Source organism: Methylobacterium dankookense (assembly GCF_902141855.1).
Classification (GTDB): domain Bacteria; phylum Pseudomonadota; class Alphaproteobacteria; order Rhizobiales; family Beijerinckiaceae; genus Methylobacterium; species Methylobacterium dankookense.
On record NZ_CABFVH010000015.1, the window covers coordinates 35,533 to 56,270 of the forward strand.

The 20,738-nt window shown below is 67.4% G+C and carries 18 protein-coding genes and 2 tRNA genes; 9 read left to right on the plus strand and 11 right to left on the minus strand.

Going from position 1 to position 20,738, the window contains the following annotated elements; translation table 11 throughout:
- Positions 1 to 4: 4 nt before the first annotated feature.
- The 3 genes from MTDSW087_RS13300 (at position 5) to MTDSW087_RS13310 (ending at position 2,949) form a co-directional block, all read left to right on the plus strand.
- On the plus strand, positions 5 to 2,338 hold the full coding sequence (locus MTDSW087_RS13300; RefSeq protein WP_144764723.1) for a TonB-dependent receptor family protein: 2,334 nt from the start codon (positions 5 to 7) through the stop codon (positions 2,336 to 2,338).
- 201 nt (positions 2,339 to 2,539) lie between these two features.
- Entirely contained in the window at positions 2,540 to 2,725 is a 186-nt protein-coding gene (locus MTDSW087_RS13305; protein WP_144764586.1) for a hypothetical protein, read from the plus strand.
- Entirely contained in the window at positions 2,722 to 2,949 is a 228-nt protein-coding gene (locus MTDSW087_RS13310) for a hypothetical protein (RefSeq protein ID WP_144764588.1), read from the plus strand. Before MTDSW087_RS13305 ends, MTDSW087_RS13310 begins: the two co-directional genes overlap by 4 nt.
- 58 nt (positions 2,950 to 3,007) lie before the next feature.
- Here the strand turns inward: MTDSW087_RS13310 and MTDSW087_RS13315 are convergent, their stop codons facing one another.
- The 4 genes from MTDSW087_RS13315 to MTDSW087_RS13330 all read right to left on the minus strand — a co-directional run bounded on the left by MTDSW087_RS13315 (position 3,008) and on the right by MTDSW087_RS13330 (position 7,720).
- Positions 3,008 to 5,182 carry a glycosyltransferase gene (locus MTDSW087_RS13315; RefSeq protein ID WP_144764590.1) on the minus strand — a complete coding sequence of 725 codons (2,175 nt, stop codon included), beginning with the start codon at positions 5,180 to 5,182 and terminating at the stop codon, positions 3,008 to 3,010.
- Between the two features lies 1 nt (position 5,183).
- Entirely contained in the window at positions 5,184 to 6,143 is a 960-nt protein-coding gene (locus tag MTDSW087_RS13320; protein WP_144764593.1) for a glycosyltransferase family 2 protein, read from the minus strand.
- A gap of 41 nt (positions 6,144 to 6,184) precedes the next feature.
- Entirely contained in the window at positions 6,185 to 6,862 is a 678-nt protein-coding gene (locus MTDSW087_RS13325) for a hypothetical protein (protein ID WP_144764595.1), read from the minus strand.
- Between the two features lie 768 nt (positions 6,863 to 7,630).
- Positions 7,631 to 7,720 (minus strand) — tRNA-Ser (locus MTDSW087_RS13330).
- 250 nt (positions 7,721 to 7,970) lie between these two features.
- Between MTDSW087_RS13330 and soxC the strand changes: the two genes are divergently transcribed.
- Together soxC and MTDSW087_RS13340 are read left to right on the plus strand one after the other, a co-directional pair.
- Positions 7,971 to 9,251, plus strand: a complete 1,281-nt coding sequence (gene soxC / locus MTDSW087_RS13335; RefSeq protein ID WP_144764597.1) for a sulfite dehydrogenase — start codon at positions 7,971 to 7,973, stop codon at positions 9,249 to 9,251.
- Positions 9,232 to 9,876, plus strand: coding sequence for a c-type cytochrome (locus tag MTDSW087_RS13340; RefSeq protein ID WP_144764599.1), 645 nt, complete (start codon positions 9,232 to 9,234; stop codon positions 9,874 to 9,876). The genes soxC and MTDSW087_RS13340 overlap by 20 nt, the downstream gene beginning before the upstream one ends.
- Before the next feature lie 9 nt (positions 9,877 to 9,885).
- Here MTDSW087_RS13340 and MTDSW087_RS13345 read toward each other — a convergent pair whose 3' ends face one another.
- Entirely contained in the window at positions 9,886 to 11,112 is a 1,227-nt protein-coding gene (locus MTDSW087_RS13345; protein ID WP_144764601.1) for an MFS transporter, read from the minus strand.
- A gap of 104 nt (positions 11,113 to 11,216) precedes the next feature.
- Here MTDSW087_RS13345 and MTDSW087_RS13350 point away from each other — a divergent pair, with 104 nt between their 5' ends.
- Entirely contained in the window at positions 11,217 to 11,972 is a 756-nt protein-coding gene (locus MTDSW087_RS13350; RefSeq protein WP_144764603.1) for an AraC family transcriptional regulator, read from the plus strand.
- 467 nt (positions 11,973 to 12,439) lie between these two features.
- The gene (locus tag MTDSW087_RS13355) at positions 12,440 to 13,390 is read left to right on the plus strand and encodes a glycosyltransferase family 61 protein (protein ID WP_186383832.1); all 951 of its coding nucleotides are present in this window, start codon (positions 12,440 to 12,442) and stop codon (positions 13,388 to 13,390) included.
- Between the two features lie 46 nt (positions 13,391 to 13,436).
- Here MTDSW087_RS13355 and MTDSW087_RS13360 read toward each other — a convergent pair whose 3' ends face one another.
- The 3 genes from MTDSW087_RS13360 to MTDSW087_RS13370 all read right to left on the minus strand — a co-directional run bounded on the left by MTDSW087_RS13360 (position 13,437) and on the right by MTDSW087_RS13370 (position 16,098).
- Positions 13,437 to 14,918 (minus strand): hypothetical protein, encoded by a 1,482-nt coding sequence (locus tag MTDSW087_RS13360; protein WP_144764607.1) that lies wholly within the window; start codon positions 14,916 to 14,918, stop codon positions 13,437 to 13,439.
- Between the two features lie 271 nt (positions 14,919 to 15,189).
- A tRNA-Pro gene (locus MTDSW087_RS13365) sits at positions 15,190 to 15,266 on the minus strand.
- Between the two features lie 100 nt (positions 15,267 to 15,366).
- Entirely contained in the window at positions 15,367 to 16,098 is a 732-nt protein-coding gene (locus MTDSW087_RS13370) for a 4'-phosphopantetheinyl transferase family protein (protein ID WP_238178601.1), read from the minus strand.
- 199 nt (positions 16,099 to 16,297) lie between these two features.
- On the opposite strand from MTDSW087_RS13370, the gene ligA reads away from it, so the two are divergent.
- Positions 16,298 to 18,790 carry an NAD-dependent DNA ligase LigA gene (gene ligA, locus MTDSW087_RS13375; RefSeq protein ID WP_144764609.1) on the plus strand — a complete coding sequence of 831 codons (2,493 nt, stop codon included), beginning with the start codon at positions 16,298 to 16,300 and terminating at the stop codon, positions 18,788 to 18,790.
- 48 nt (positions 18,791 to 18,838) lie between these two features.
- Here the strand turns inward: ligA and MTDSW087_RS13380 are convergent, their stop codons facing one another.
- The 3 genes from MTDSW087_RS13380 to MTDSW087_RS13385 form a co-directional block, all read right to left on the minus strand.
- Positions 18,839 to 19,096 carry a hypothetical protein gene (locus MTDSW087_RS13380; RefSeq protein WP_144764611.1) on the minus strand — a complete coding sequence of 86 codons (258 nt, stop codon included), beginning with the start codon at positions 19,094 to 19,096 and terminating at the stop codon, positions 18,839 to 18,841.
- Between the two features lie 176 nt (positions 19,097 to 19,272).
- On the minus strand, positions 19,273 to 19,695 hold the full coding sequence (locus MTDSW087_RS30130; RefSeq protein ID WP_186383833.1) for an STY0301 family protein: 423 nt from the start codon (positions 19,693 to 19,695) through the stop codon (positions 19,273 to 19,275).
- Complete coding sequence (locus tag MTDSW087_RS13385; RefSeq protein ID WP_210248286.1) at positions 19,667 to 20,062, minus strand: BPSL0067 family protein; 396 nt, start codon at positions 20,060 to 20,062, stop codon at positions 19,667 to 19,669. Before MTDSW087_RS13385 ends, MTDSW087_RS30130 begins: the two co-directional genes overlap by 29 nt.
- Before the next feature lie 389 nt (positions 20,063 to 20,451).
- On the opposite strand from MTDSW087_RS13385, the gene MTDSW087_RS13390 reads away from it, so the two are divergent.
- Complete coding sequence (locus MTDSW087_RS13390; protein WP_144764613.1) at positions 20,452 to 20,733, plus strand: hypothetical protein; 282 nt, start codon at positions 20,452 to 20,454, stop codon at positions 20,731 to 20,733.
- The last annotated feature ends 5 nt before the right edge of the window (positions 20,734 to 20,738 follow it).

The window sequence follows — 20,738 nt, forward strand, 5'->3', positions numbered from 1 at the left end:
ACGCATGCCTGCGGGCGACGCTCGCCGCAGAGTCCGGCCCGCCGCCACCGCGCCCCTCGCCGCGCTGCTGCTGGCCACGCTCACGCCCGTCTTCGCAACGGCCCGGGAGGCGGCCGACAGCGTCACGCTCGAGGAACTCTCCGTCGTCGGCGAGGGAGGCCCAGCCCGGCCGGGCGCACCGGGCTTCGGCGTCGCCGCGCCGCAGGGCTCGGCCCCTTCGGTGATCGAGAATCCGGTCGGGCAGGTCGTCACCGCCATCGACCGGCGCAACGTCATCGCCGACCGTCCGGCCACGAATGTCGGCTCGGTCCTCGTCAACAGCCCCGGCGTCACCGTGCGCCAGGGCAACGGCGCGCGCGACGTCATCGTCTCGATCCGCGGCAACAATGCCCGCTCCACCGGCGTGATCAAGAACATGGTCGTGCTGGAGGACGGCTTCGTGGTGACCCAGCCCGACGGCGCCGCGCGCTTCGACTACACCGATCCGCGCGCCTATGGCCGCATCGACGTGTTCCGCGGGCCGCAATCGGCGCTGTTCGGCAATTACGCGACCGGCGGCGCCATCGCCTTCCGCACGCGCACGGGCCGCGAGATCGCGGGCTATGAGTACGGTGTCGATGCCGGCGCCTATGGCTACCTGTCGAACTATGTCACCGTCGGCGGCGCCAGCGGCCCGGTCGAGATCAGCCTGTTCGCCAGCGACGTGCGCGGCAACGGCTACCAGGACCATGCGAGCTTCGACACGCAGACAATCAACCTGCTGGCGAGCTACACCCCGACGCCCGACAACCGCTTCACCCTCAAGGTGATCAACAACGACCTGCACGCCAACCTCGCGGCGCGCGCCTCGCTGGCCCAGTACCGGATCAACCCCTACCAGCGCGGCTGCACTGCGGCGGCGAGCTCCGCGCCGGGCTGCACCACCTACAATTACTTCCGCAACGGCGTCTTCGGGCCCACCGTGCCGGTGACGGCGACGGAGGCCGCGCTCCAGCGCAACGACCGGCGCACCATCGTGGCGGCGCGCTGGGAGCACGACATCGACGCCTTCACCACCTGGCGCACGCAGCTCGGCTTCGACGAGCGCAACTTCAACCAGCCCTTCTACACGACCTCGTCGCGCGGCTCGTATCCGTCCTGGAACTTCCTCACCGACCTCACCCGGCGCGGCGACCTCTTCGGCCTGCCGGCAACCGGCTACGTGGCGCTCGCCTACAACACGATCGACAACCACATCACCACCTACAACCGCGCGCCCTATGGCGGGCCCCGGCTCGGCGCGCTGATCGGCGATCAGGAGGCGGTGCAGTCGAATCTCGGCGGGCGCGCCCGGGTCGAACTCGCGCTCTCGGAGCGCTGGACCGGCGTGCTCGGCATCTCCGCCGAGGACACCGCCATCACCGGCCGGAATTTCGCCTACGCGACCAACGCGGCCGGCACGACGCGCACGGTCGCCGACGTGAACCGCAGCTTCCTCAACGTCGCTCCGGAACTCGCGCTGGTCTACCGGCCCTCGGACGCGTGGCAGGTCCGCGGGCGCGTGGCGACCGGCTACACGACGCCGGCCGCCGCCAACCTGTTCGTCACGCCGGCGGGCCTGCCCGGCAACAACACCCAGCTCCGGACGCAGGAGAATCTCGGGCTCGACCTCGGGGCGGACTGGACGCCATTGCCGGGCGTCTCGGTGAGCCTGACCGGGTTCTACGAGTTCTTCCGCAACGAGCTCGTCTCGCAATCGCCCGGCGCCGGCCTCCTCGCCTACACCTTCAACGCGCCGGCCTCGGAGCATCGCGGCGTCGAGCTCGGCGCCAACTGGGACTTCGCGCCGGGCTGGCGCGCGACGCTCGCCTACGGCTTCAACGACCAGATCTACACCGACTATGTCGAACAGATCAGCGCCGGCAGCCTGACGCGGCTCTTCGACCGGGCCGGCCGGACCATTCCCGGCGTGCCCACCCACCAATTGCTCGCGCGCCTCGGCTACGACGTGCCCTCCGGCCCGCTCGCCGGCCTCGGCGCCTTCGTCGAGACGGTGGTCCAGGGGGATTTCTACCTCGACAACGCCAACCTCCTGAAGGCGCCGGGCTACGCCGTCGTCAACGCCAACCTGCATTACGACACGGATCTCGCCGGCACCTACGCGAAGCGGCTGAGCCTCTATGTCGAGGTGCGCAACCTGTTCGACACGGCCTATGTCGCCTCGGCGCAGAACCTCGCCGACACGATCAGCGCGACGACGGGCCTGCAGAACGGCGCCGCCGTGCTCGCCGCCACCACGGGCTCGATCTATGCGGGCGCGCCCCGCACGATCGCGGGCGGCATGAAGCTCTCCTTCTGAAGTCCCGGGCGATGCCGGGCAGCGTCCGGCATCGCCGCCCCTGTGAACCGCGCGGCCTCCCTGGCGTTGGCCTCACGAGACCGGCGACGCGAAGCCCTCCCGGTTCCGTCGCCGCCGCGCCGCTCAGGTGCCTCGGCCCGCGGCAGATGCCGCGCTCACGGCCGATCCGCCCGGGCATCATGACCAGAACAGGGACGCCGCATGACCACCAAGCCGCCACCCGTGCCGCCCGCGAACCGCTCGGACAAGGGGCCGGGCAGCGCATCCGAGGCCCCGACCGCCACCGGTCCCAAGGGCTCGCCCCAGTCCGCCGATCCGGACAAGCTCGGCCAGTCGGGCAACACGAAGGTCAACACCACCAACAAGGGATACCAGCAGGATCGATGAGAACCTCGACCAAGAATCCGGCTGCCGACCGCCACCAGGGCGGCCCCGGCAGCAGCCATCAGAACGCGGCGAAGCCCGGCCGGCCGGACGATCGCGGCCCTGCGCCCGGATCGCCGACGAGCGACTCGCGCTCCCACGTCTCCGGCGGGGGCGGCGAGCGCGACCGGCATCACCGCCACAGCGGCACCGGCCACGCGCCGGACCGCGCCGACCGCTCGCACTGACGAGCCGCCGGCCGCGCCCCATGCGCGGCCGGCTCGATGGACGTTCAAGCCGCCCGGCTCACCGTGCCTCGGGCGCGGCGGCGGTGGATCCGATCGGCCTCGTCCCGCCGAGCCCGTAGCGGAAACAGTCGGTCAGATAGCGAAGTGTCCGCCAGTAGACGGTCCATCCCGCATCGTTGACGAACATGTATTGCGATCGATGCTGGGACAGGGTGTCGATGGTGAGGAAGCGTCTGTGATTCTTGATGCCGTCGTGCAGTAATCTCAGCACATTCGACGGCGTATAGGCATGCAGGCCGGCACTGCTGCGCCGCGCCGTATCGTCAGCCTGATCCGGCAGATACGCGACGACCGGAACCGCGGAACGCTGATAGATCTCCCGAAGCGCTCCGAATGGCCGCTCGGGAGCGAGATCGACGACGAGCCGGGGCCGCGCCCCGACCCGGCTCGGCTTGCCGAAGCGTTCCACGAGGCTCGGCATGTCCTCGGCGGCGAAGTCGAAGATCTCGACGGTTGCATGCGACTCCCATTGCTTGACGACGTTGCGCAGGGCATCCGCCAGGGCCTTCGAGCGATCATCGCAGAGGATGTGAAAGACGGGCTGATAGGTCGGCTCGGACCCCCAGTAACGCACGACCGGACCGGCATCCCGGTAGTAATGGGATGTCTCGTAAAAAGACACGTTCGGCAGTTTGGAGAGATGCGCGGAATAGGCGTTGCGGCGGGAGAAGATGAAGACCGACGAGTTCGGGTTGTCGGTCGCGAACGCCTTGAGATCGAGGCCACCCTCGCCGGGCGCATCGAACACGGCCAGATCGCCATGGTAGGCGTCCAGGACCTGCTCGTAGGTGGACGAGCAATCCATGATCACGAGAAGCGCGATGTCGTGGGTGACGATGCCGTCGGTTCCGATCTGCAGGCGGCAGACGGAGTTCAGCTTGCGAAGCGCGGTCGGATCGATGCGCACATCGGAGGGGAGAACGACGTCGCAGCGGGATACGCCTTTCGAGAACTGAAGCAGTTCCCACAAGCGCCGGAATTCGAGGGAATCGGGCGATCCGATATTCGGCTGAGCGAGGATCGTGAAGAGCGGCACGCGGGATCTGACGCTGCGCAGGAGCTGATCCACGGCGACGCTCAAGCGCCTGTCCGAGTCCGTCCATGCCCGCGCCGTTGCAGCGACCAGAGGCGGCAGAAGGCTCCGATCGAACGAGAGATCGACGCAGGCCTGCGCCAGCGTCTCGAAGCTCTCGCAGCGCATATAGGGATGAGGCGCCGAATAGCCTTCGGCGGCATGGGCCGTCGAGATCACGGGCTTCGAACTCGCAAGACCCTCCGCAAACTTGATCTTGATGCCGCTCGACCAGATCATGGGCACGAGGACGACATCGATCATCGAATAGAAGTCGTCGACGTTCTCGACGTACCCGACCTGGCGCACATAGGGATTCTTGTAATCCGTCAATGCGTCGCAGACGCCGCCGCCGACGATGATCTCGATCGCCGCCAGATGCCGCGAGAAGATCGGCGTCGCGACGCGCATGAACTCCAGGAAGTTCTCGCGATTGATCGTGTTGTATCCGCCCATCACGCCGATCTTCAGGACGGGCGAGGCGGGGGGCGAGCCGGTCCTGAACCTGGGCTCGAAATGCGGCACCGTCAGAACGGCACTGCGGCAGATCCTGCGAAAATACTCTTCTTCCTGCTCCTTGACGGCGATGACCGTGTCCGCGCGCGCGCAGGCCTTGGCTTCCTCGCTCTCGTCGAGATGGAAGAATTCGCGGTTGAAGCCCCTGCTCTCGAACAATTGCCGGCGCTGTCCAAAGCGGTCGGCGGTGTAGAGCACCTTATGGACGGGTTGCGGGGCGAAGGTCAGCGCCTTGGACAGCCAGGTGTAGTGAACGAAGAAGGCATCGAACTGGCTGCGATCGAACCGCCATTTGAGATAGTCTCCGATCGCCTCGTCCCACCACTCGTCGGCATGGTGGTCCTCGCCCAGCGCCCAGGTATGGACCGGGCGCGTCGGCGTGACGATGTGGAGCGAGTCCCACTGCGCGCGCATGCCTTCATAGGCGGCCTCGTCGAAGCCGTCCCGCCATTCCCCTTCGGCCGCGTAGAGCACGAAATGGATCCGCCCATGGTCCTGCAAGCGCTTGTGCAGGGATACGATGCCGCGACGGCCTCCCAGATTCGCCGGCCAGGTCGGTGTCGGAGCGAGAACGAGGAACTCCATCTCAACATTCCTCGAACAATTCGCCCCGGCACAAGGTCAGTGAGTACAATTCGTACAGCGCCTGCGTCTGCCAGAAGAACATATCGGGGTTGGACTCGTCGTAGAAGAACGCGCGCAGCGATCGCTCGCGGGCGGGGACGGCGGCGATGAAATCGAGGAGCGACTTTTCCGCCTCGTCGCGAGGCTTATCCAGCGGCTTGCCGGCGACGATGTCGGAAATCGCCTGCCACATGATCCGGCGCCTGATCCATTCCCTGGTGACGCGGGCGGCCGGAACGAGATGGGTGACGCGCGCATCCGGGACGTAGATCGTCACGCCGCCCGCCGCGTGGATTCGATCCTGCAAGTCGGTCTCCTCGTTCGACATGAGGCTACCGCCGGATCCGATCCGCCCGAGCGCGACGTTGCAGCCGCCGGCCATCAGATAGGCATCGCGTCGAAAGGCGTTGTTCGCCCCCGCGACCCATTTCGATTTGTCCAATATCTTTGGTCTGTCGCCCCAATTGATGATCGTGAAATAGGTCAACAACCGATCATGAAGCCACGATGGACGCGCGGCCTCGAATACCGGGTCGATCCGTCCTCCGGCGATCTGGGCGCTGGGCCCGAATGATGCGAAGGCGGCGATATAGGCGCTGATCCAATCCGGCGACGCTTCGGCATCGTCGTCGAGGAATGCGACGATCTCGCCCCGTGCCAATCCCACGGCCACGTTGCGCGCATTGGCCAAGCCCGGGATGTCCTCGGTGACGTAGCGCAGCCCGGCCCGATCACCGAATGTCTGCCGCCACGCATCGCGCTCCACGCCCGGCGGCGAATTGTCGACCACGATGATCTCGAACGAGGCAGGGTCGCAATTCTGGGCCAACAGGCTGCCGACGGCCTTTTCAAGATAGTCATATCGATTATAGGTGCAGATAATGGCTGATACCACGGGCGTAGCTGGCGTCTGATCTCCCATCTCGACCTCGATTGTTTCTATTTTTCTAAGCTATAAAAAGACTAACTATGCGTCTTGATCGTCAGTGAATGCACCGCGATGCCGAGCACTCTCGGATCGGGATGGGCTGCGGGCTGAACGTCGGGCAGTTCGAACTCGACCAGGAGCGTGCGGCTTCCCGGCTTGGCCGGGACGTCGGCGTGCAGTTCGTGGGATCGCTCAAGCTCCGTCACCTGAACAGGTTCGAGCTTGCCGTCGATGCGGCACAGAACCTTCGCCATCTCGAATTTCGCATGACTGAACAAGGCCGTCAGAACGAGGCGTGCAGACGCGTCCCGATTGAAGGTGACGAGGAAGCGGAAGGCGCGATGCGGCCCTGTCCAGCGAAAGGGGATGCCCTCGCTGTCCCATTCCACGGCGTAGAACCCGTCCGCAGGATCCCAGAGCTCATTGGAAACAAGCTTGATACGATTGGGAGCATCGAGCGGTTTTTTTGAAGGATTGATTTCTGATGCAAGTCGATTGTCCAGGATTTTCAATCCTTCCAATACATCGTGATTGGATTGCAAATCGGCAATCTTGTCGTTGATCGCGTTGATCTCGACGCATATCTCGGAAACGACCTCCGCGAACCATGAGGGGCCTATGCCGGCCTTCGGGCTGTTTGAGATTTGGTCCAGAATGCGTTTCTTCACATCGTCCCGTGTATTATTCTTATTAAACAGATCAAGACCGCTCAACGTGTGGTCTCCTCTCCGCACATTTATGGATTGTCATGGAAATACTCGGCGCAAGGCACAAGTCTGCATCGATAGCGTGGCTATATTTTGCCTGCAGCTGTCTATAGACGGTCCGTGGCGTGACTGCAACCCCTGTAAGTTAAGCTTTAGAGTCTATTGCTTGAATTATGGTGGGTTATTTTAAGTATAAATCCTGTAATTCTGTGAAAACAGAAACAAAATATCTCATTATGCAGCGTATCCGCCGGCCTCTGTTGAATTTTATCCGGAGGGGATCGCGATCTTGCAGATAATAAATATAGACATGTTATTATGCTGGGTCGCTATTCAGATCATGATTACGAATTCGGGGCATGTGAATTTTACAGGCTTGGTCGCCGACATTGATCTCGCCGCAGGCAGCGCGGTCGGTTCGCCTCTGTCCCGGGTTGCAGCCCGGCAACCCCGGAGCAGCGGGCGGCGGCCTCGTTCGCCCGCAAGGTGGCGTGGTTCAGCCGCGACGGGCAGGAGAACCCGGGATGGTCCACGGAGATGAGCCCGGTCTGCGGTCCTCAGGACATCCAATTCTGCCCGCTACGCCCACCAAGCGCCGCCTCGCGCAGCTCAAGGGGACCCAACCGCGGAACGTGTAGATGCCTTCTTGCGGCGAACGAGGCGGGTCTCAAGGCCTATCGGAGGGGCCACCTGGAACAACGACCTGTAGCACAGGCGTCGCCCAACCCGCTGAAAGTCAACGCTTCTTCGCGGGACAATTGGTTGACGCGGGTATGGCGGAAGGGGTGGGATTCGAACCCACGGTGGAGTTGCCCCCACGGCGGTTTTCAAGACCGCTGCCTTAAACCACTCGGCCACCCTTCCAAGCCGTTGTGGGGGCTGGCGAACTCAGCCCCGCTGCGCGATGCGGACGGTGTCCGTCCCCAGCATCTGCCACCCTCTCGACCGGCGGTCTTCTCTATGGCCGGCCGCCGGGCAGCGTCAACTGGCCCGGCCCGCCCGCGCCGATTGTCAACGGCGGCCGAATCCTGCACGCTCGGAACACGTGCCGGCTCCGGCCGCGCAAGCATCCGGTGCCGCGCGAGACGGCGCCGGTCTCGGAGGAAACGGGACCATGAGCGATGCCCGGACGGACCGCGACGGTCTCGCATCGCCGCAACGGCGCCATGTCCTGGGGCGGGGCCTGGCCCTGGTCGGGGGCGCCGTCGTCGGGAACGCGGCCGCGGAGAAGGCCGCGGCCGAGAGTGCCGCCGCGCCGCCTGACGTGCCCGAATGGATGAAGGCGCCCGGCGCCGATGTCGGCAGCGAGCCCTATGGGTCGCCCTCGCGCTTCGAGAGGGATCTGATCCGGAACATCCCGAAGAGCCTGCCGCAATACACCTCCGCCTCCAGCCGCACGCCGCTGCAGGACCTCGACGGGATCATCACGCCCAACGGCCTGTTCTACGAGCGCCACCATGGCGGCATTCCGGAGATCGACCCGGACCGGCACCGGCTGATGATCCACGGCCTCGTCGAGCGGCCGCTGATCCTGACCATGGCGGAGATCCGCCGCTTCCCGTCGGAATCGCAGATCTACTTCCTCGAATGCTCCGGCAATCCGGGCTTCGAGGCGATGACCGGGCGCACCGCCTCGGACCTCGTCGGGCTGGTCAGCTGCGCGGAATGGACCGGCGTCCGCCTCCGGACGGTGCTGGAGGAGGCGGGCCTCAAGCCCGAGGCGCGCTGGGTCGTCGCCGAGGGCGCGGACGCCGCCGCGATGACGCGCAGCATCCCGCTCGCCAAGTGCCTCGACGACGCGATGCTCGTCTACAGCCAGAACGGTGAGCGGCTGCGCCCGCAGCAGGGCTACCCCCTCCGGGTGCTCCTGCCCGGCTTCGAGGGCAATATGAGCGTGAAATGGCTGCGCCGCCTCAACGTGACGGCCGAGCCTGCCCATTCGCGCGAGGAGACCTCGAAATACACCGACCTGATGCCGGACGGCACGGCGCGGCAATTCACCTTCATGATGGAGGCGAAGTCGATCATCACCCGGCCGTCCGGCACGCAGCGGATCGCCAGGGGCTTCAACGAGATCACCGGCATCGCCTGGAGCGGCCGGGGCCGCATCGCGCAGGTCGAGGTCTCGGTGGATGACGGCCAGAGCTGGACGGTCGCGCAGCTCCAGGCGCCCGTCCTCACCCGGGCCCTGACCCGCTTCCGCCTGCCCTGGACCTGGGAGGGCGCGCCGACGACCATCCTCAGCCGCGCGACCGACGAAACCGGCTACGTGCAGCCGCATTTCGCCGAGCTGACGGCGGTCCGCGGCGTGAAGTCGTTCTACCACAACAACGCGATCATCCCGTGGCGGATCACGGCGAGCGGCGAGGTCACCAATGGCTTCCTCAAGGCCTAGAGCGCGCTCCGCCGAGGTCGATTCCGCGTCGGCTCGTGAGGGCGCGCCGGGGCGAAGGCCTGGATTCGCGGTCGGGCACGGGTCCCGCTGGGTTCTCGCCGCGGCTGCTCTCGCCGCGCTCGCGGCGGCCGCGCAGGCCGGGCCGCGCTACGGGCTCGGGCGCCCGGCGACCCAGGCCGAGATCGCCGCCTGGGACATCGACATCGACCGCGACGGGCGCAAGCTTCCGCCCGGAAGCGGCAGCGTCGCGCAGGGCCGCACCCTCTTCGCGGCGCAATGCGCGGGCTGCCACGGGGCGAAAGGGGAGGGCGGCAGCGGCGAGCGGCTCGTCGGCGGCCAGGGCAGCCTGGCCTCGGGCAAGCCGCTCAAGACGGTCGGCAGCTTCTGGCCCTACGCGCCGACGCTGTTCGACTACATCCGCCGGGCGATGCCGCTGAACGCGCCGCAATCGCTGACGAGCGAGGAAGTCTATGCGGTCTCGGCCTATGTGCTGAACCTGAACGGCCTCGTGCCGGACGACACCGTCCTCGATGCGGCCGCGCTGGCCGCGGTCCGGATGCCGAACCGCGACGGCTTCCGGCCGGATCCGCGGCCGGACGTGCCGCTCCGTGCCCGGCCGGAGTGATCGCTGCCCCTACTCCGCGGGAGCGAGCTGGCGGGCGGCATCCAGGCGCGTCAGCCCGTAGAAGCCGAGGGCCGAGGCGAAGATGACGGTGCCGAAGGCGGCGGCGATGGCGAGCACCAGCCCGAAGCCGCCGCGCTCGTGCATCAGGGCGATCATGGGCACGACGAAGCCGCTGACCGTGAAGCCGAGGAAGTAGCGCACGCTGTAGGCCCTGGCCCGGAAGGCCGGCGGCACGTAGCGGGCGACCATCGCGTCGTTGATGACCACCTGCCCGTAGAGGGCCGCCATCGTCAGGACGAGGCCGAGGAGGAGGGGCACGCCCGTGCTCGCCGCCGCGATGCCGAGGCCGACCGGCTGCAGGATCGACAGGCCGAGGCCGACCGGCTGCAGGATCGACAGGCCGAGGAAGAGCGTCGGCAGGCTGTAGCGGTCGATCAGGCGGCCCATCAGCAGCTGGGTCAGGGCGCCGAACACGAAGACGAGGGTCGCCACCGAGCCGATCAGGGCGAGCGGCAGCCCGTCGCCGACGCGCTCGTCCACGATCTTCGGCAGGGCGATGGTGGTGATGTTGAAGGTCATGCCGCCCGCCACGATGGCGAAGGCGAAGACGAGGAGCAGCGGCAGCGGGCGCGCGACCGGGATGACCGGGGCGCCGCCGGCCTTGCCGCGGGCGCCGTCGCCGTCGCCGGGGACGAGGGCCAGGAAGGCGGCGCCGCAGGCGAGGCAGAACAGGCCGGGCACGACGAAGGCCGCCTGCCAGCCGAGCCCCGCCGCCAGGAGCGCCGTGACGCCCGAGGCGGTGGCCGCGCCGAAATTGCCCCAGACCCCGTTCACGCCGAGGTCGCGGCCGAGGCGGCGGGCATGGGTCACCAGCATGGTCGAGCCGACGGGATGGTAGATCGCGGAGGCGAGCCCCAGCACGCAGAGCCACACCGCGAAGGCGGTCGGGCTCGCGGCGCTCGCCACGCCGAGGCAGGACAGGCCGTAGCCGAAGAAGAAGATCGCCAGCATGGTCCGCCGCCCGAACCGGTCGGCGAGCCAGCCCATCGGCAGCGAGCAGAGGCCGAAGGCCACGAAGGCGCCGGTGGCGAGCCCGATCAGCTCGCCGTAGCCCAGGCCCGTCTGCGCCGCGATGGCGATGACGGCGGTCGGGTAGATGAGCAGCACGAAATGATCGAGGGCGTGCGCCACGTTGACGAAGCGCAGGGTGCGGCGGGGCAGGGGTTCGGCGGCCATCGGGCTTCTCGGCGTGTCTGGTCCCTGTCTACATGACCCGTTGGACGGCGTCGGGCCGAAGGTGTACGCGATCGGGTCAAGATCAGCGGGGTGCGGCAAGCGCGATGCGTTCGATCCGGGCCGAGGACTACCAGGACGTGCCGCGCGCGGTCGCGGTGATGCCGAAATCCTTCGCCGCCGGCAGCAGCACGGACCGGCATTTCCACCCGCGCGCCCAGCTCCTCTACGCCACCGCCGGCCTGATGATGGCGACCGCCGAGGACGGCACCTGGGTCGTGCCGGAGGGCCACGCCCTCTGGATCCCGCCGCGCCTGCCGCATGCGGTGGCGATGCACGGCGACGTCTCGATGTGCACGGCCTATCTCGCGGCCGATGCCATCCCGGGCTTTCCCGCCCGCGCCCGCGTCATCGAGGTCTCGCCGCTGCTCGCCGCCGCGCTGGCGGCCCTCACGCAGGAGCCGGTGCTCTACGACGAGGCCGGGCGCGGCGGCCATCTGGCGGCGCTGGTGCTCGACGAGATCCGGCGCGCTCCGGAGACCAAGCTCACGCTGCCCCTGCCGGGCGATGCCCGCCTTCGGCGGATCTGCCTCGGGCTGATCGACGATCCGGCCTCCGATTTCGACCTGGATGAATGGGCCGACCATGCCGGCGTCAGCCGCCGCACCCTGACGCGCGGGTTCCGCCGCGAGACGGGTCTCAGCTTCGGGCAGTGGCGCGCCCGGGCCCGGGTGGTGCGCGCCCTGGCGCTCGCCGCCGACGGCCAGGCTCCGCGCCAGGTCGCGGCCTCGGTCGGCTACCGCAGCGTCCAGGCGCTGCGCGGCCGGACCACGAACCTGATCGGCAGCGCGGCGGAGGCGTGATCGATCGGCCGGACGATCCAGTCCCTGCCGGCACGGATGCCCCGTCGACCGCCTCGCGGATGCGCCATTCTTGCCGTCCGGGATTCATGTCCTCGGAGCGGCGACGCGACTTCTGTCGGGGCAGGCCCGGCAGGCCGGCGGGTATCCCGATCTTGGCGTTCAAGAGGTAGAGTGTTCTATCGATCCGCAGGATGGTTGCAGGCTCGCTGGATCTTGGTAGAAAACTCCCTGAAGAAATCGATTTTCAGGTCCGTTTTGAAGCAAATTGGGCAATGATGGAATTCGCACGCTACCAGGGCGGGACGGCTTGGCGCTGCTCCGGCCGATCGACTGATGAAATTCTGTCGAGCGGCGTGCACAAGGCAATCATTTTCGGAGAGACTGCGGTCAATCCGACGCGCATGCTTGCGCTCGCGGATGCGGATCCGACGGAGGATCATTACAATCGACTGGGGAGCCTCGCCCCGGTGGTCGGACCTCTGGGCCTCTATTTCTGCTACGATGTCGAGATGATGGGGCCGGGCTTCATCTTCAAGAACGGCCTTCTGCTCGACGGTCTCGATCTGATCCCGACCTACGTCGCCCACGATGTCGATGCCGGCCGGCAATGGGATCTGAAGCCGGAGCTGGGCAGGACGGCGGTGGAGAGGCCCTGCATCGTGCTCGTCTCCAACGCCTATCGCATCTACGGGCACTGGCTGGTCGACATGCTGCCCAAGCTCTGGCTCTGCCAGCGCTTCCTCGGCGATCTCTCGAGCTTCAGCATCATCGTCCCGCGCGGCACGCCCGCCTGGGCCCTGTCGATCATGGAGCGCTTCTTCGGCGTCACGAACATCCTCTGGCACGAAATCAACAACGAGGTGCTGAAGCTCTCGAGCTGCGTGGTGCCGTCCCTGCTGCACAACGACCACTACTTCCACCCGCGCATGAACGATTTCGTCTCGCATCTCCTGGCTCACCCGCATGTCGCGGCGGCGGCTGCCTCGGCACGGCCGGCCGAGCGCCTCTACATCACCCGCCGCGCCTTCCGGGACCGGAGTACGAGCTACAGCCGAACGATCGCCAACGAGGAGCAGGTCGTCGACCTGATGACCGAGTTCGGCTTCACCACCATCGCCCCCGAAGAGCTGCCCTGGGAGGAGCAGATCGCTCTGTTCTCACGGGCGCGGATCATCGTCGGCGAGAGCGGGTCCGGTCTCCACAACACGATCTTCAGCCCGGCCGACGCCTGCGTCGTCTGCCTGAATCCCGAGAACCAGCTCCAGATGTCGATCGCGGCCCTCCGCGACCAGATCGTGATCAACCAGGTCTCGCCGAAGCGGACGGTCGAGGCTTCGACGTCCTACGTCGTCGACCTTGGCCGGCTCCGCCGTGCGGTGGCGGCTGCGATCGCCGCGACCAATCCAGGTCGCGCCTGATCGCGCGCGTCGGGGTCGGAAGGCGCGCTGGGGCTCGCTTATCGGATCAGAGCTCGCTCTCCAGCGTCACCACGATGTTGCCCTGGCTCCTGATCCCGGTCGGCGTGACGGCGACGACCACGTTGGTGGGGTCGACCGAGACGACGAAGACGGACACGCCGGAGATGGCCGCCGCCCCCGCGCCGTAGGCGGAGGCGCCGAGCTTGAACTTCGTCGGGATGGCGGCGAGCCCGTGGGCGATGCTGAGATAGCCGCCGCCGGTCGCCGTCGCGTAGGTCCCGAGCCTCGTCGAGCGCGTCGCGCCCGCCAGCGGATGGCCGGTGATGAGGAGATGGTTCTTGCCCGGGCATTGGTCGGCCGGGCCGAGATCGACGGTGCCCAGGAGCGCGGCGTCGGAGAACTGCACGCAATGCCCGGCGGCGTGGCCATGCATGTAGTTGCCGACGAAGCTCGCCGTGATCCCCGGCACGAGGCTGGCGCCCATCGTCCCGAAGGCGATGTCGTTGCCGATGAACCGCACGCCCCCGGCGACGGCTCCGTTCCGGCCCGCCTGATTCTGGATGGCCGGAGCCTTCGCCTTGCCTCCGACCGCCGAGATGTAGTTGCCGGATACCAGGACGCCGTCGATGCCGTAGCCGCCATAGCCACCGGGCTCGAAGCGCAGGGCGCCCCGGGCGTCGTTCTGGTCCATCATGTTGCCGAAGACCCGCGCCGACATCACCGACGACAGGGTCAGGAACGGGCCGCCGGTGAGCACCGACTCGTTGAAGGCGACGAGGGTGCCCTCGGGCCGCGCCGCCGTGCCGCTGTCGCCGATCCAGCCGCCCGACCCGGTTCCGCCCATGGAGTTGCGGATGACCTGGTTGTTGATCGAGATCCGCGCAGGGTCGTTGCGGATCTGGCGCCAGGTGAGGGCGCCCGGGCGCAGGTTGGTGATGCTGTTGTCGTGGATATGGACGTTGCTTGCCGTGAACTCGATTACCGGGTCGGGGTTGGCGCCATTTCGTGCCGTGATCCGGTTCCGGTAGATCTCGTGCGCGTCATGATTCAGCGCGAAGACGCGCCCGGCCGGGCCGTCGTGCAGGATCGTGAGATCGTGGACCTTGGCGAGCGTGTCGGTGGTGACGAACAGGTCGGTCGGCGCGCTCGTCGTGACGCAGCCGCCGGCGCCGACGATCTCGACGCGCGCGATGTCGAGGCTGGATCCGATGCGGAAGCAGGCGCCTCCGGCCACGCTCGGGATGATGAGCGGCCGCCCGGCGGCGCGCGCCGCGGCCACGGCCTGCCGCATCGGGGCCGCCACGTCGAGGCCGGCGACCACGCTGGCGACCGGCACATGGAACAGGGCGTTGATCCCGTTGAGCACGGCCGCATCCGCGAGCGTCGCCGCGTTCGCGGCGCCGGTGGGCCGGAGGGTCGAGACGGAGACATCGCCGCGCGGGCCCGGCGGCCCGAGCGCGGTCTCCTCCGCCGGCGACGCCGAGGCGAATGCGAGGAGGGTTGCGAGGGCGAGGAACAGGCCGCGCATCGGACCCTCCGCATGTCGGCGCCGAGGCGCGGGATCAGGTTCAGGTAGGGCGGCTGCTTCGACGCGCTCCCTCGCGTCCGAGCCCGTCCGCCCGGGACGACGCGCGGATGGGAATGCGCGGACGGCGACCGCGTTCACGAGATCGCCGGTGGCAGGCTTTCGACCGTGACGCAGCGCTCAGGCTAGATCCTGCGAGCCAGGGCGAAAATCAGCATATCTATCAGGGAGTTTGCTGGGCTGCGGTAATCGGGACCCGCTCTGCCCTTGATGATGGTCGGAGTGGCAGGATTTGAACCTGCGACCCCCACGTCCCGAACGTGGTGCGCTACCAGACTGCGCTACACTCCGAAGGCCGGGCGTTGCCGGCGAGCGGGCTTATAGCGGTGCCTTTTCCGGGCCGCAAGCGGGGTGAGGGATCCTTTTTGCGCCCGCGTCGGAATCGGTCCCGTCAGGGCAGCAGATCCGGCCAGTCGGGGGGCAGGGCGCGGCAGGTGAGATCGCTCACGGGAGCCGCCGCGGCGAGGGCGCCGACCGTGCCGGGGCCGGGCTCGAGATGGTGCAGGGTCCAGGTGCTGGGGGCGCCCGGGACATCGAGGCGCAGCAGGCGCGGGGGGCCGGGCGGCAGGCTGACGCTGAAGCGGGTCAGCGGCAGGGCGAGGCCGGCGCCGAGCGCCTTCACCACCGCTTCCTTCCGCGTCCACAGGGCGAAGAAGGCCGCCTCGCGGGCCGGGCCGTCGAGCCGGGCCAGGGAGGCGGTCTCGTCCGGCGCGAAATGGCCGCGGGCGATGCGGAGCGCGTCGGGCAGGGGGCGGAGCGTCTCGACGTCGACGCCGACCGGCGCCTCGGTGGAGAGCGCCACCAGGGCCCGCTGCCCGGAATGCGAGAGGTTGAAGGACAGCCCCGCCCCCGCGAGCTCCGGCCGTCCGCCGGGGGCGAGGACGAAGGCGATCGCCCGCGGGTCGCGGCCGAGCGCCCGGCCGAGGATCAGCCGCAGGGCGGCGTGGCTCGCCGCGAAGCGGGCGCGATCCTCGGGCCGCAGATAGCGCGCCATGCGCGCGCGCTCGTCCGGGGAGAGGGCCTCGGCGCAGCGCGCGAGGTCCGCCTCGGCGCGGGCGAGGTCGATCCTCCACACGCCCGTGCCCGCGTGGCGGCCGGGCTCGGCCGCGGTCCAGGGGCTCACGGGCGGGCCGGCAGGGGCGGGAAGTGGAGGGGGCGCACGGGCGGGGGGCTCGGTGAGGGCGGGTCAGGATCGGGCGCCGGCACGCGGAGCGCAAGCATCGACCACCCGTGCAAAGCGTGGAGACCGGGGCTGCGGGCGCTTCGCCCGGCATGCCGGAGCATGCCATAGAGGCGGCCGACCGTCAGACAGCCGAGCCGCCATGCCCGCCAGGAAGCCCGCTCCGCCGATCCCGGACCTCGAGCCGGATCTGACGCCCGAGGCGGCGCGCGCCGCGCATGCCGCGCTCTCGGAGCAGATCGCCGAGGCCGACCGGCTCTACCACCAGGAGGATGCGCCCGAGATCACGGACGCCGAGTACGACGCGCTGCGCCGCCGGCTGGAGGCGATCGAGGCGCGCTTCCCCGATCTCGCCGGCACGGGCGCGGCGAGCGCCTCGGTCGGCGCCAAGCCCTCCGAGAAGTTCGCCAAGGTGCGCCACGCGGTGCCGATGCTCTCGCTCGGCAACGCCTTCGCCGACGCGGAGGTCGAGGAGTTCGCCGCCCGCGTGCGCCGCTTCCTGAACTGGCCGGAGGGCGAGCCGCTCGCCTTCACCGCCGAGCCGAAGATCGACGGCCTCTCCCTGTCGCTGCGCTACGAGGACGGCATCCTCGTCACTGCGGCGACCCGCGGCGACGGCGAGGTCGGCGAGAACGTCACCGCCAATGCCCGCACGGTGCGGGACATCCCCGAGCGGCTGGTGGGGGAGGGGGTGCCGCCGCTGTGCGAGGTGCGCGGCGAGATCTATCTGAGCCATGCGGACTTCGCCGCGATCAACGCGCGCCAGGAAGCCCAGGGCAAGCCGCTCTTCGCCAACCCGCGCAACGCGGCGGCCGGCTCGCTGCGCCAGCTCGATCCGGCGATCACCGCCGCGCGGCCGCTCCGCTTCTTCGCCTATGCCTGGGGCGCGGTGGAGCCCGCCTTCGAGGGCACGCAATCCGGCGTCATCGCGCGCTTCCGGGAGTGGGGCCTGCCGGTGAACCCGCTCAGCGTGCGCTGCGCCGACATCGCGGCGATGCTGGCGCATTACCGGTCGATCGAGCGGCAGCGGGCCGATCTCGGCTACGACATCGACGGCGTCGTCTACAAGGTCGACGACCTCGCCCTGCAGCGCCGGCTCGGCTTCGTCTCGCGCTCGCCGCGCTGGGCGCTCGCGCACAAGTTCGCGGCGCAGGAAGCCTTCACGGTGGTGGAGGGGATCGACATCAATGTCGGCCGCACCGGCTCGCTCAACCCGCTCGCCAAGCTCCGCCCGGTGACGGTGGGCGGCGTGGTGGTGTCGAACGCGACCCTCCACAACGAGGGCTACGTGAAGGGCGTAGGTGGCGACGGCGAGCCGATCCGCGAGGGCCGCGACATCCGCGTCGGTGACACGGTGATCGTGCTGCGCGCGGGCGACGTCATCCCGAAGGTGATGGACGTCGTCCTCGACAAGCGCCCGGCCGATTCGCAAGCCTACGCCTTCCCCGAGGCCTGCCCGGCCTGCGGCAGCAAGGCGGTGCGGGCCTTCAACCCGCGCACCAAGAAGCCGGATTCGGTGCGCCGCTGCACCGGCGGCCTGATCTGCCCGGCGCAGGCCGTGGAGCGCCTGAAGCACTTCGTCTCGCGCAACGCCTTCGACATCGAGGGCTTCGGCGAGACCTATATCGAGACCCTGTTCGAGGACGGCCTGGTGCGCCAGCCGGCGGATATCTTCCGGCTCGATTTCGAGAAGGTGGCAGCCTCCCTCGCGGCGCGCCGCCGGGCGCTCGCCGAGGCGCGGGCGCGGCAGAAGGAGGAGGCGGCGCGCGCGGCCGGCGAGACGCTGAAGCCGGTCAAGGCCGCCAAGAAGAAGGAGGGCGAGCGCCAGCTCGCCATCGAGAACCTGTTCGCGGCGATCGCGGCGCGCCGCACGGTCGCCTTCCCGCGCCTCCTGTTCGCGCTCGGCATCCCGAATGTCGGCGAGGTGACGGCCAAGGAGCTCGCCAAGGTCTTCCCCGACATGCGCGCCCTAATCGCTTCGGTCGACGCGGCCGCCGCCTGCCGGCCCGGCGAGGGCTGGCTCGCCCTCGACGCGGTCGACCGCATCGGCTCGGTCGCCCGCGACGCGCTGCTCGACCACGTGGCGGCGCGCGCCGAGGCGGGCGAGCCGGGGGACGGACTGCCGCCCGGCGCGGTGAAGGGGCTCGGTCCTGCCGCCCGCGAGAATCTGGTCGCGGCCTTCGGCGAGGGTGAGGCCCTCGATGCCGCGCTCCTGCGCGCCGCCCGCGAGCGCCCCTGCGCCGCCTATCTCGGCTTCGCGGAAGGCGCGAGCGATGTCGGCGACGTGGTCAAGGACGCGCTGATCGACTTCTTCGCGGAGGCGCATAACCGCGACGCGGTGGAGGCGCTGCTCGCCGAGGTCACGCTCGCCCAGGCCGAGGCGCCTGTGGCGTCAGGGAATAGCGAACTCGCCGGCAAGATCGTGGTCTTCACCGGCAGCCTGGAGCGGATGACCCGCAACGAGGCCAAGGCCACCGCCGAGCGGCTCGGCGCCAAGGTCGCCTCCTCGGTCTCGGGCAATACCGACCTCGTGGTGGCCGGGCCCGGCGCCGGGTCCAAGCTGAAGGAGGCTGAGAAGCACGGGGTCGCCGTGATCAGCGAGGCGGAGTGGCTGGAGCGGATCGGGGCGGCCTGAGCGTCCCGATCCGGGCGCCGAGCGGCGGTCAGGCGCCGGCGGTCGCCTTCAGGAACCCGACGAGAAGGCGGCGTCGTAGCCGTCGATATGCGCCATGAGGTCGTTCAGCCGGGGAAACCGGCGCATCGCCTCGTAGACCGAGACGAAGTCGATTCGTCCTTCAGGCAAGAGATGACGCATCACGCGCGCCACCGCACCGCCCTGACAGGTTCCGATGACGAAGATCCTCGGTGATTGGACAGCGCAGCTGCGTAATGCACGCCATTTGTACTCGGCTCGCCACAGGCGTGTCTTCAGGGCGAGCATGCTGGGCGCTGGCTGTACTGGAGATGGACCGGAAGGAATCCATGCTCTACGAAGCCCTGTCAATTCAGGTGCTTGGCAAAGTTTCGCCGGCGCCTGATATCTGCAACAGTGCCGCGAACCGGGCTCGGTACGGCGGACCTGCTGCTTGCCATGATTGATCCGCCCTATGTCCACCTTCATCGGCAAAGGCCGGATGCCCCATCCAGAAATTTGCGGGCTGGTCTCGCTTTGTATTCGAACGCGCAGGTTGTTGCTCCAGCTGGAACAGGTATCGCAATAATTGCGTGCTCGTAATTGCAGGTCACCCAGTAGCTTGTTGCGGGGTCCATTTTCCACTGCGGACGCGTTGCCGAATCGTTATCTGGGGCAAGCGAAGCAAGTTGTTCGGGCGGACCTGAGAACAACGACATAGATACAAGACGTGAAGCTTTGAGTGGTCCTACGCCGCGCCATCTATCTGGCACCTTTCTGGCAAAAGCTGGATTGCATATTAATGTCTCATACCTTTTTTCTTCCTTCGAATAAGCAGAGTTATTCAGTGCGAAAAACGCAAAGATAGAGAAGGCCAAATTACTCAATAACATAAAATGTCTTGCCATCGTTGCTCCTTTTGGTTCCTTCTGCGCATTTGAAATTAATTTTTCTCCTTAGAACTTGTTTTTGAGAAGCCCACTGATCGAGGACTTCGATTCCATTCTCATCATGACTCAAGTAAATGGCGGCATGTTTTCCTTTGTCGTCGGTCGGATAATGAGGCGGAACGCCATCGAAAGTAGCGATGGCAATGTATTTTTCAAACTGCTCCTTAGCACCCCATATTTGCTTTCCTCGCGTCCACGTCGTTGTCGCTCCAACATCTGTTACCTGCTGGACAAAAGAAACACATTCCGTTGTCTTCTTCGTGGGGTGTACGTATTTGCTGATTCCTTTGACCTTTTCCTCTGCAACATTCATTTTGTGCGGCATTGGAGAAATTCCTCTTATAGAATATAAAATATGTCACTTGAATTACTTTATGACATCGGCTGTTTATTGTTTATATGCGGCGAGCTCCGGCATGAGTCAAGATTTATCGAGAGCGTGGTTGACCTGAAGTCACGCTCGAAGACTATTTACCTATAATCATCCAGTCGTTACGAGGTGCAAGCTCGAACGACCGGGAGGGGCCGGACGTAGCTCCGCATGATGCGCCAAGCGCCGAACCGAGCCAGCGCACAGCCTCGATCCGATCTCTTGTATTATGTATGCCAGACGGCTAGGCTGACGCCGCACCTTCCTGAAGGGTCCACTTCCAACTTGCGGCGCGCCCCGAAACGGGTGCGCCGCTCTTGTGAGCCAGTGCGGAGCCGGCCCCTATGGCGATGCATGCCCAGATCCTCGACGGGCCGGAGGCCGAAGCCGACGCGTCTCTCCGTTGCCTCTCCGATATCGAGCAAGCCGTGCTGCGCGCCCTGGATGGCGAGTTCGTCAGCGCGACCGTCGTCAGGTGGCGCGCCAAGCTGCCCACCACGCAACGGGTCGGCCCCACCCTCGCGGCCTGCACCAAGCTGGAACAGCTCGGGCTTGCCGAATGCATCGGCGTCGGTTTGGCGCGGCGCTGGGCGCGGGCGGGCTCGGGCGACTTCGTGAGCGCCTGACCACC

Bases quoted from the DNA above. Each gene is read 5' to 3' on its own strand.
- MTDSW087_RS13345 (WP_144764601.1), bottom strand. From the start codon at position 11,112: ATGGCCGCCGAACCCCTGCCCCGCCGCACCCTGCGCTTCGTCAACGTG.
- MTDSW087_RS13315 (WP_144764590.1), bottom strand. From the start codon at position 5,182: ATGGAGTTCCTCGTTCTCGCTCCGACACCGACCTGGCCGGCGAATCTG.
- MTDSW087_RS30130 (WP_186383833.1), bottom strand. From the start codon at position 19,695: ATGGCAAGACATTTTATGTTATTGAGTAATTTGGCCTTCTCTATCTTT.
- MTDSW087_RS13300 (WP_144764723.1), top strand. From the start codon at position 5: ATGCCTGCGGGCGACGCTCGCCGCAGAGTCCGGCCCGCCGCCACCGCG.
- MTDSW087_RS13310 (WP_144764588.1), top strand. From the start codon at position 2,722: ATGAGAACCTCGACCAAGAATCCGGCTGCCGACCGCCACCAGGGCGGC.
- soxC (WP_144764597.1), top strand. From the start codon at position 7,971: ATGAGCGATGCCCGGACGGACCGCGACGGTCTCGCATCGCCGCAACGG.
- MTDSW087_RS13360 (WP_144764607.1), bottom strand. From the start codon at position 14,918: ATGCGCGGCCTGTTCCTCGCCCTCGCAACCCTCCTCGCATTCGCCTCG.
- MTDSW087_RS13350 (WP_144764603.1), top strand. From the start codon at position 11,217: ATGCGTTCGATCCGGGCCGAGGACTACCAGGACGTGCCGCGCGCGGTC.
- MTDSW087_RS13380 (WP_144764611.1), bottom strand. From the start codon at position 19,096: ATGCTCGCCCTGAAGACACGCCTGTGGCGAGCCGAGTACAAATGGCGT.
- ligA (WP_144764609.1), top strand. From the start codon at position 16,298: ATGCCCGCCAGGAAGCCCGCTCCGCCGATCCCGGACCTCGAGCCGGAT.
- MTDSW087_RS13385 (WP_210248286.1), bottom strand. From the start codon at position 20,062: ATGCCGCACAAAATGAATGTTGCAGAGGAAAAGGTCAAAGGAATCAGC.
- MTDSW087_RS13305 (WP_144764586.1), top strand. From the start codon at position 2,540: ATGACCACCAAGCCGCCACCCGTGCCGCCCGCGAACCGCTCGGACAAG.
- MTDSW087_RS13320 (WP_144764593.1), bottom strand. From the start codon at position 6,143: ATGGGAGATCAGACGCCAGCTACGCCCGTGGTATCAGCCATTATCTGC.
- MTDSW087_RS13390 (WP_144764613.1), top strand. From the start codon at position 20,452: ATGGCGATGCATGCCCAGATCCTCGACGGGCCGGAGGCCGAAGCCGAC.
- MTDSW087_RS13340 (WP_144764599.1), top strand. From the start codon at position 9,232: ATGGCTTCCTCAAGGCCTAGAGCGCGCTCCGCCGAGGTCGATTCCGCG.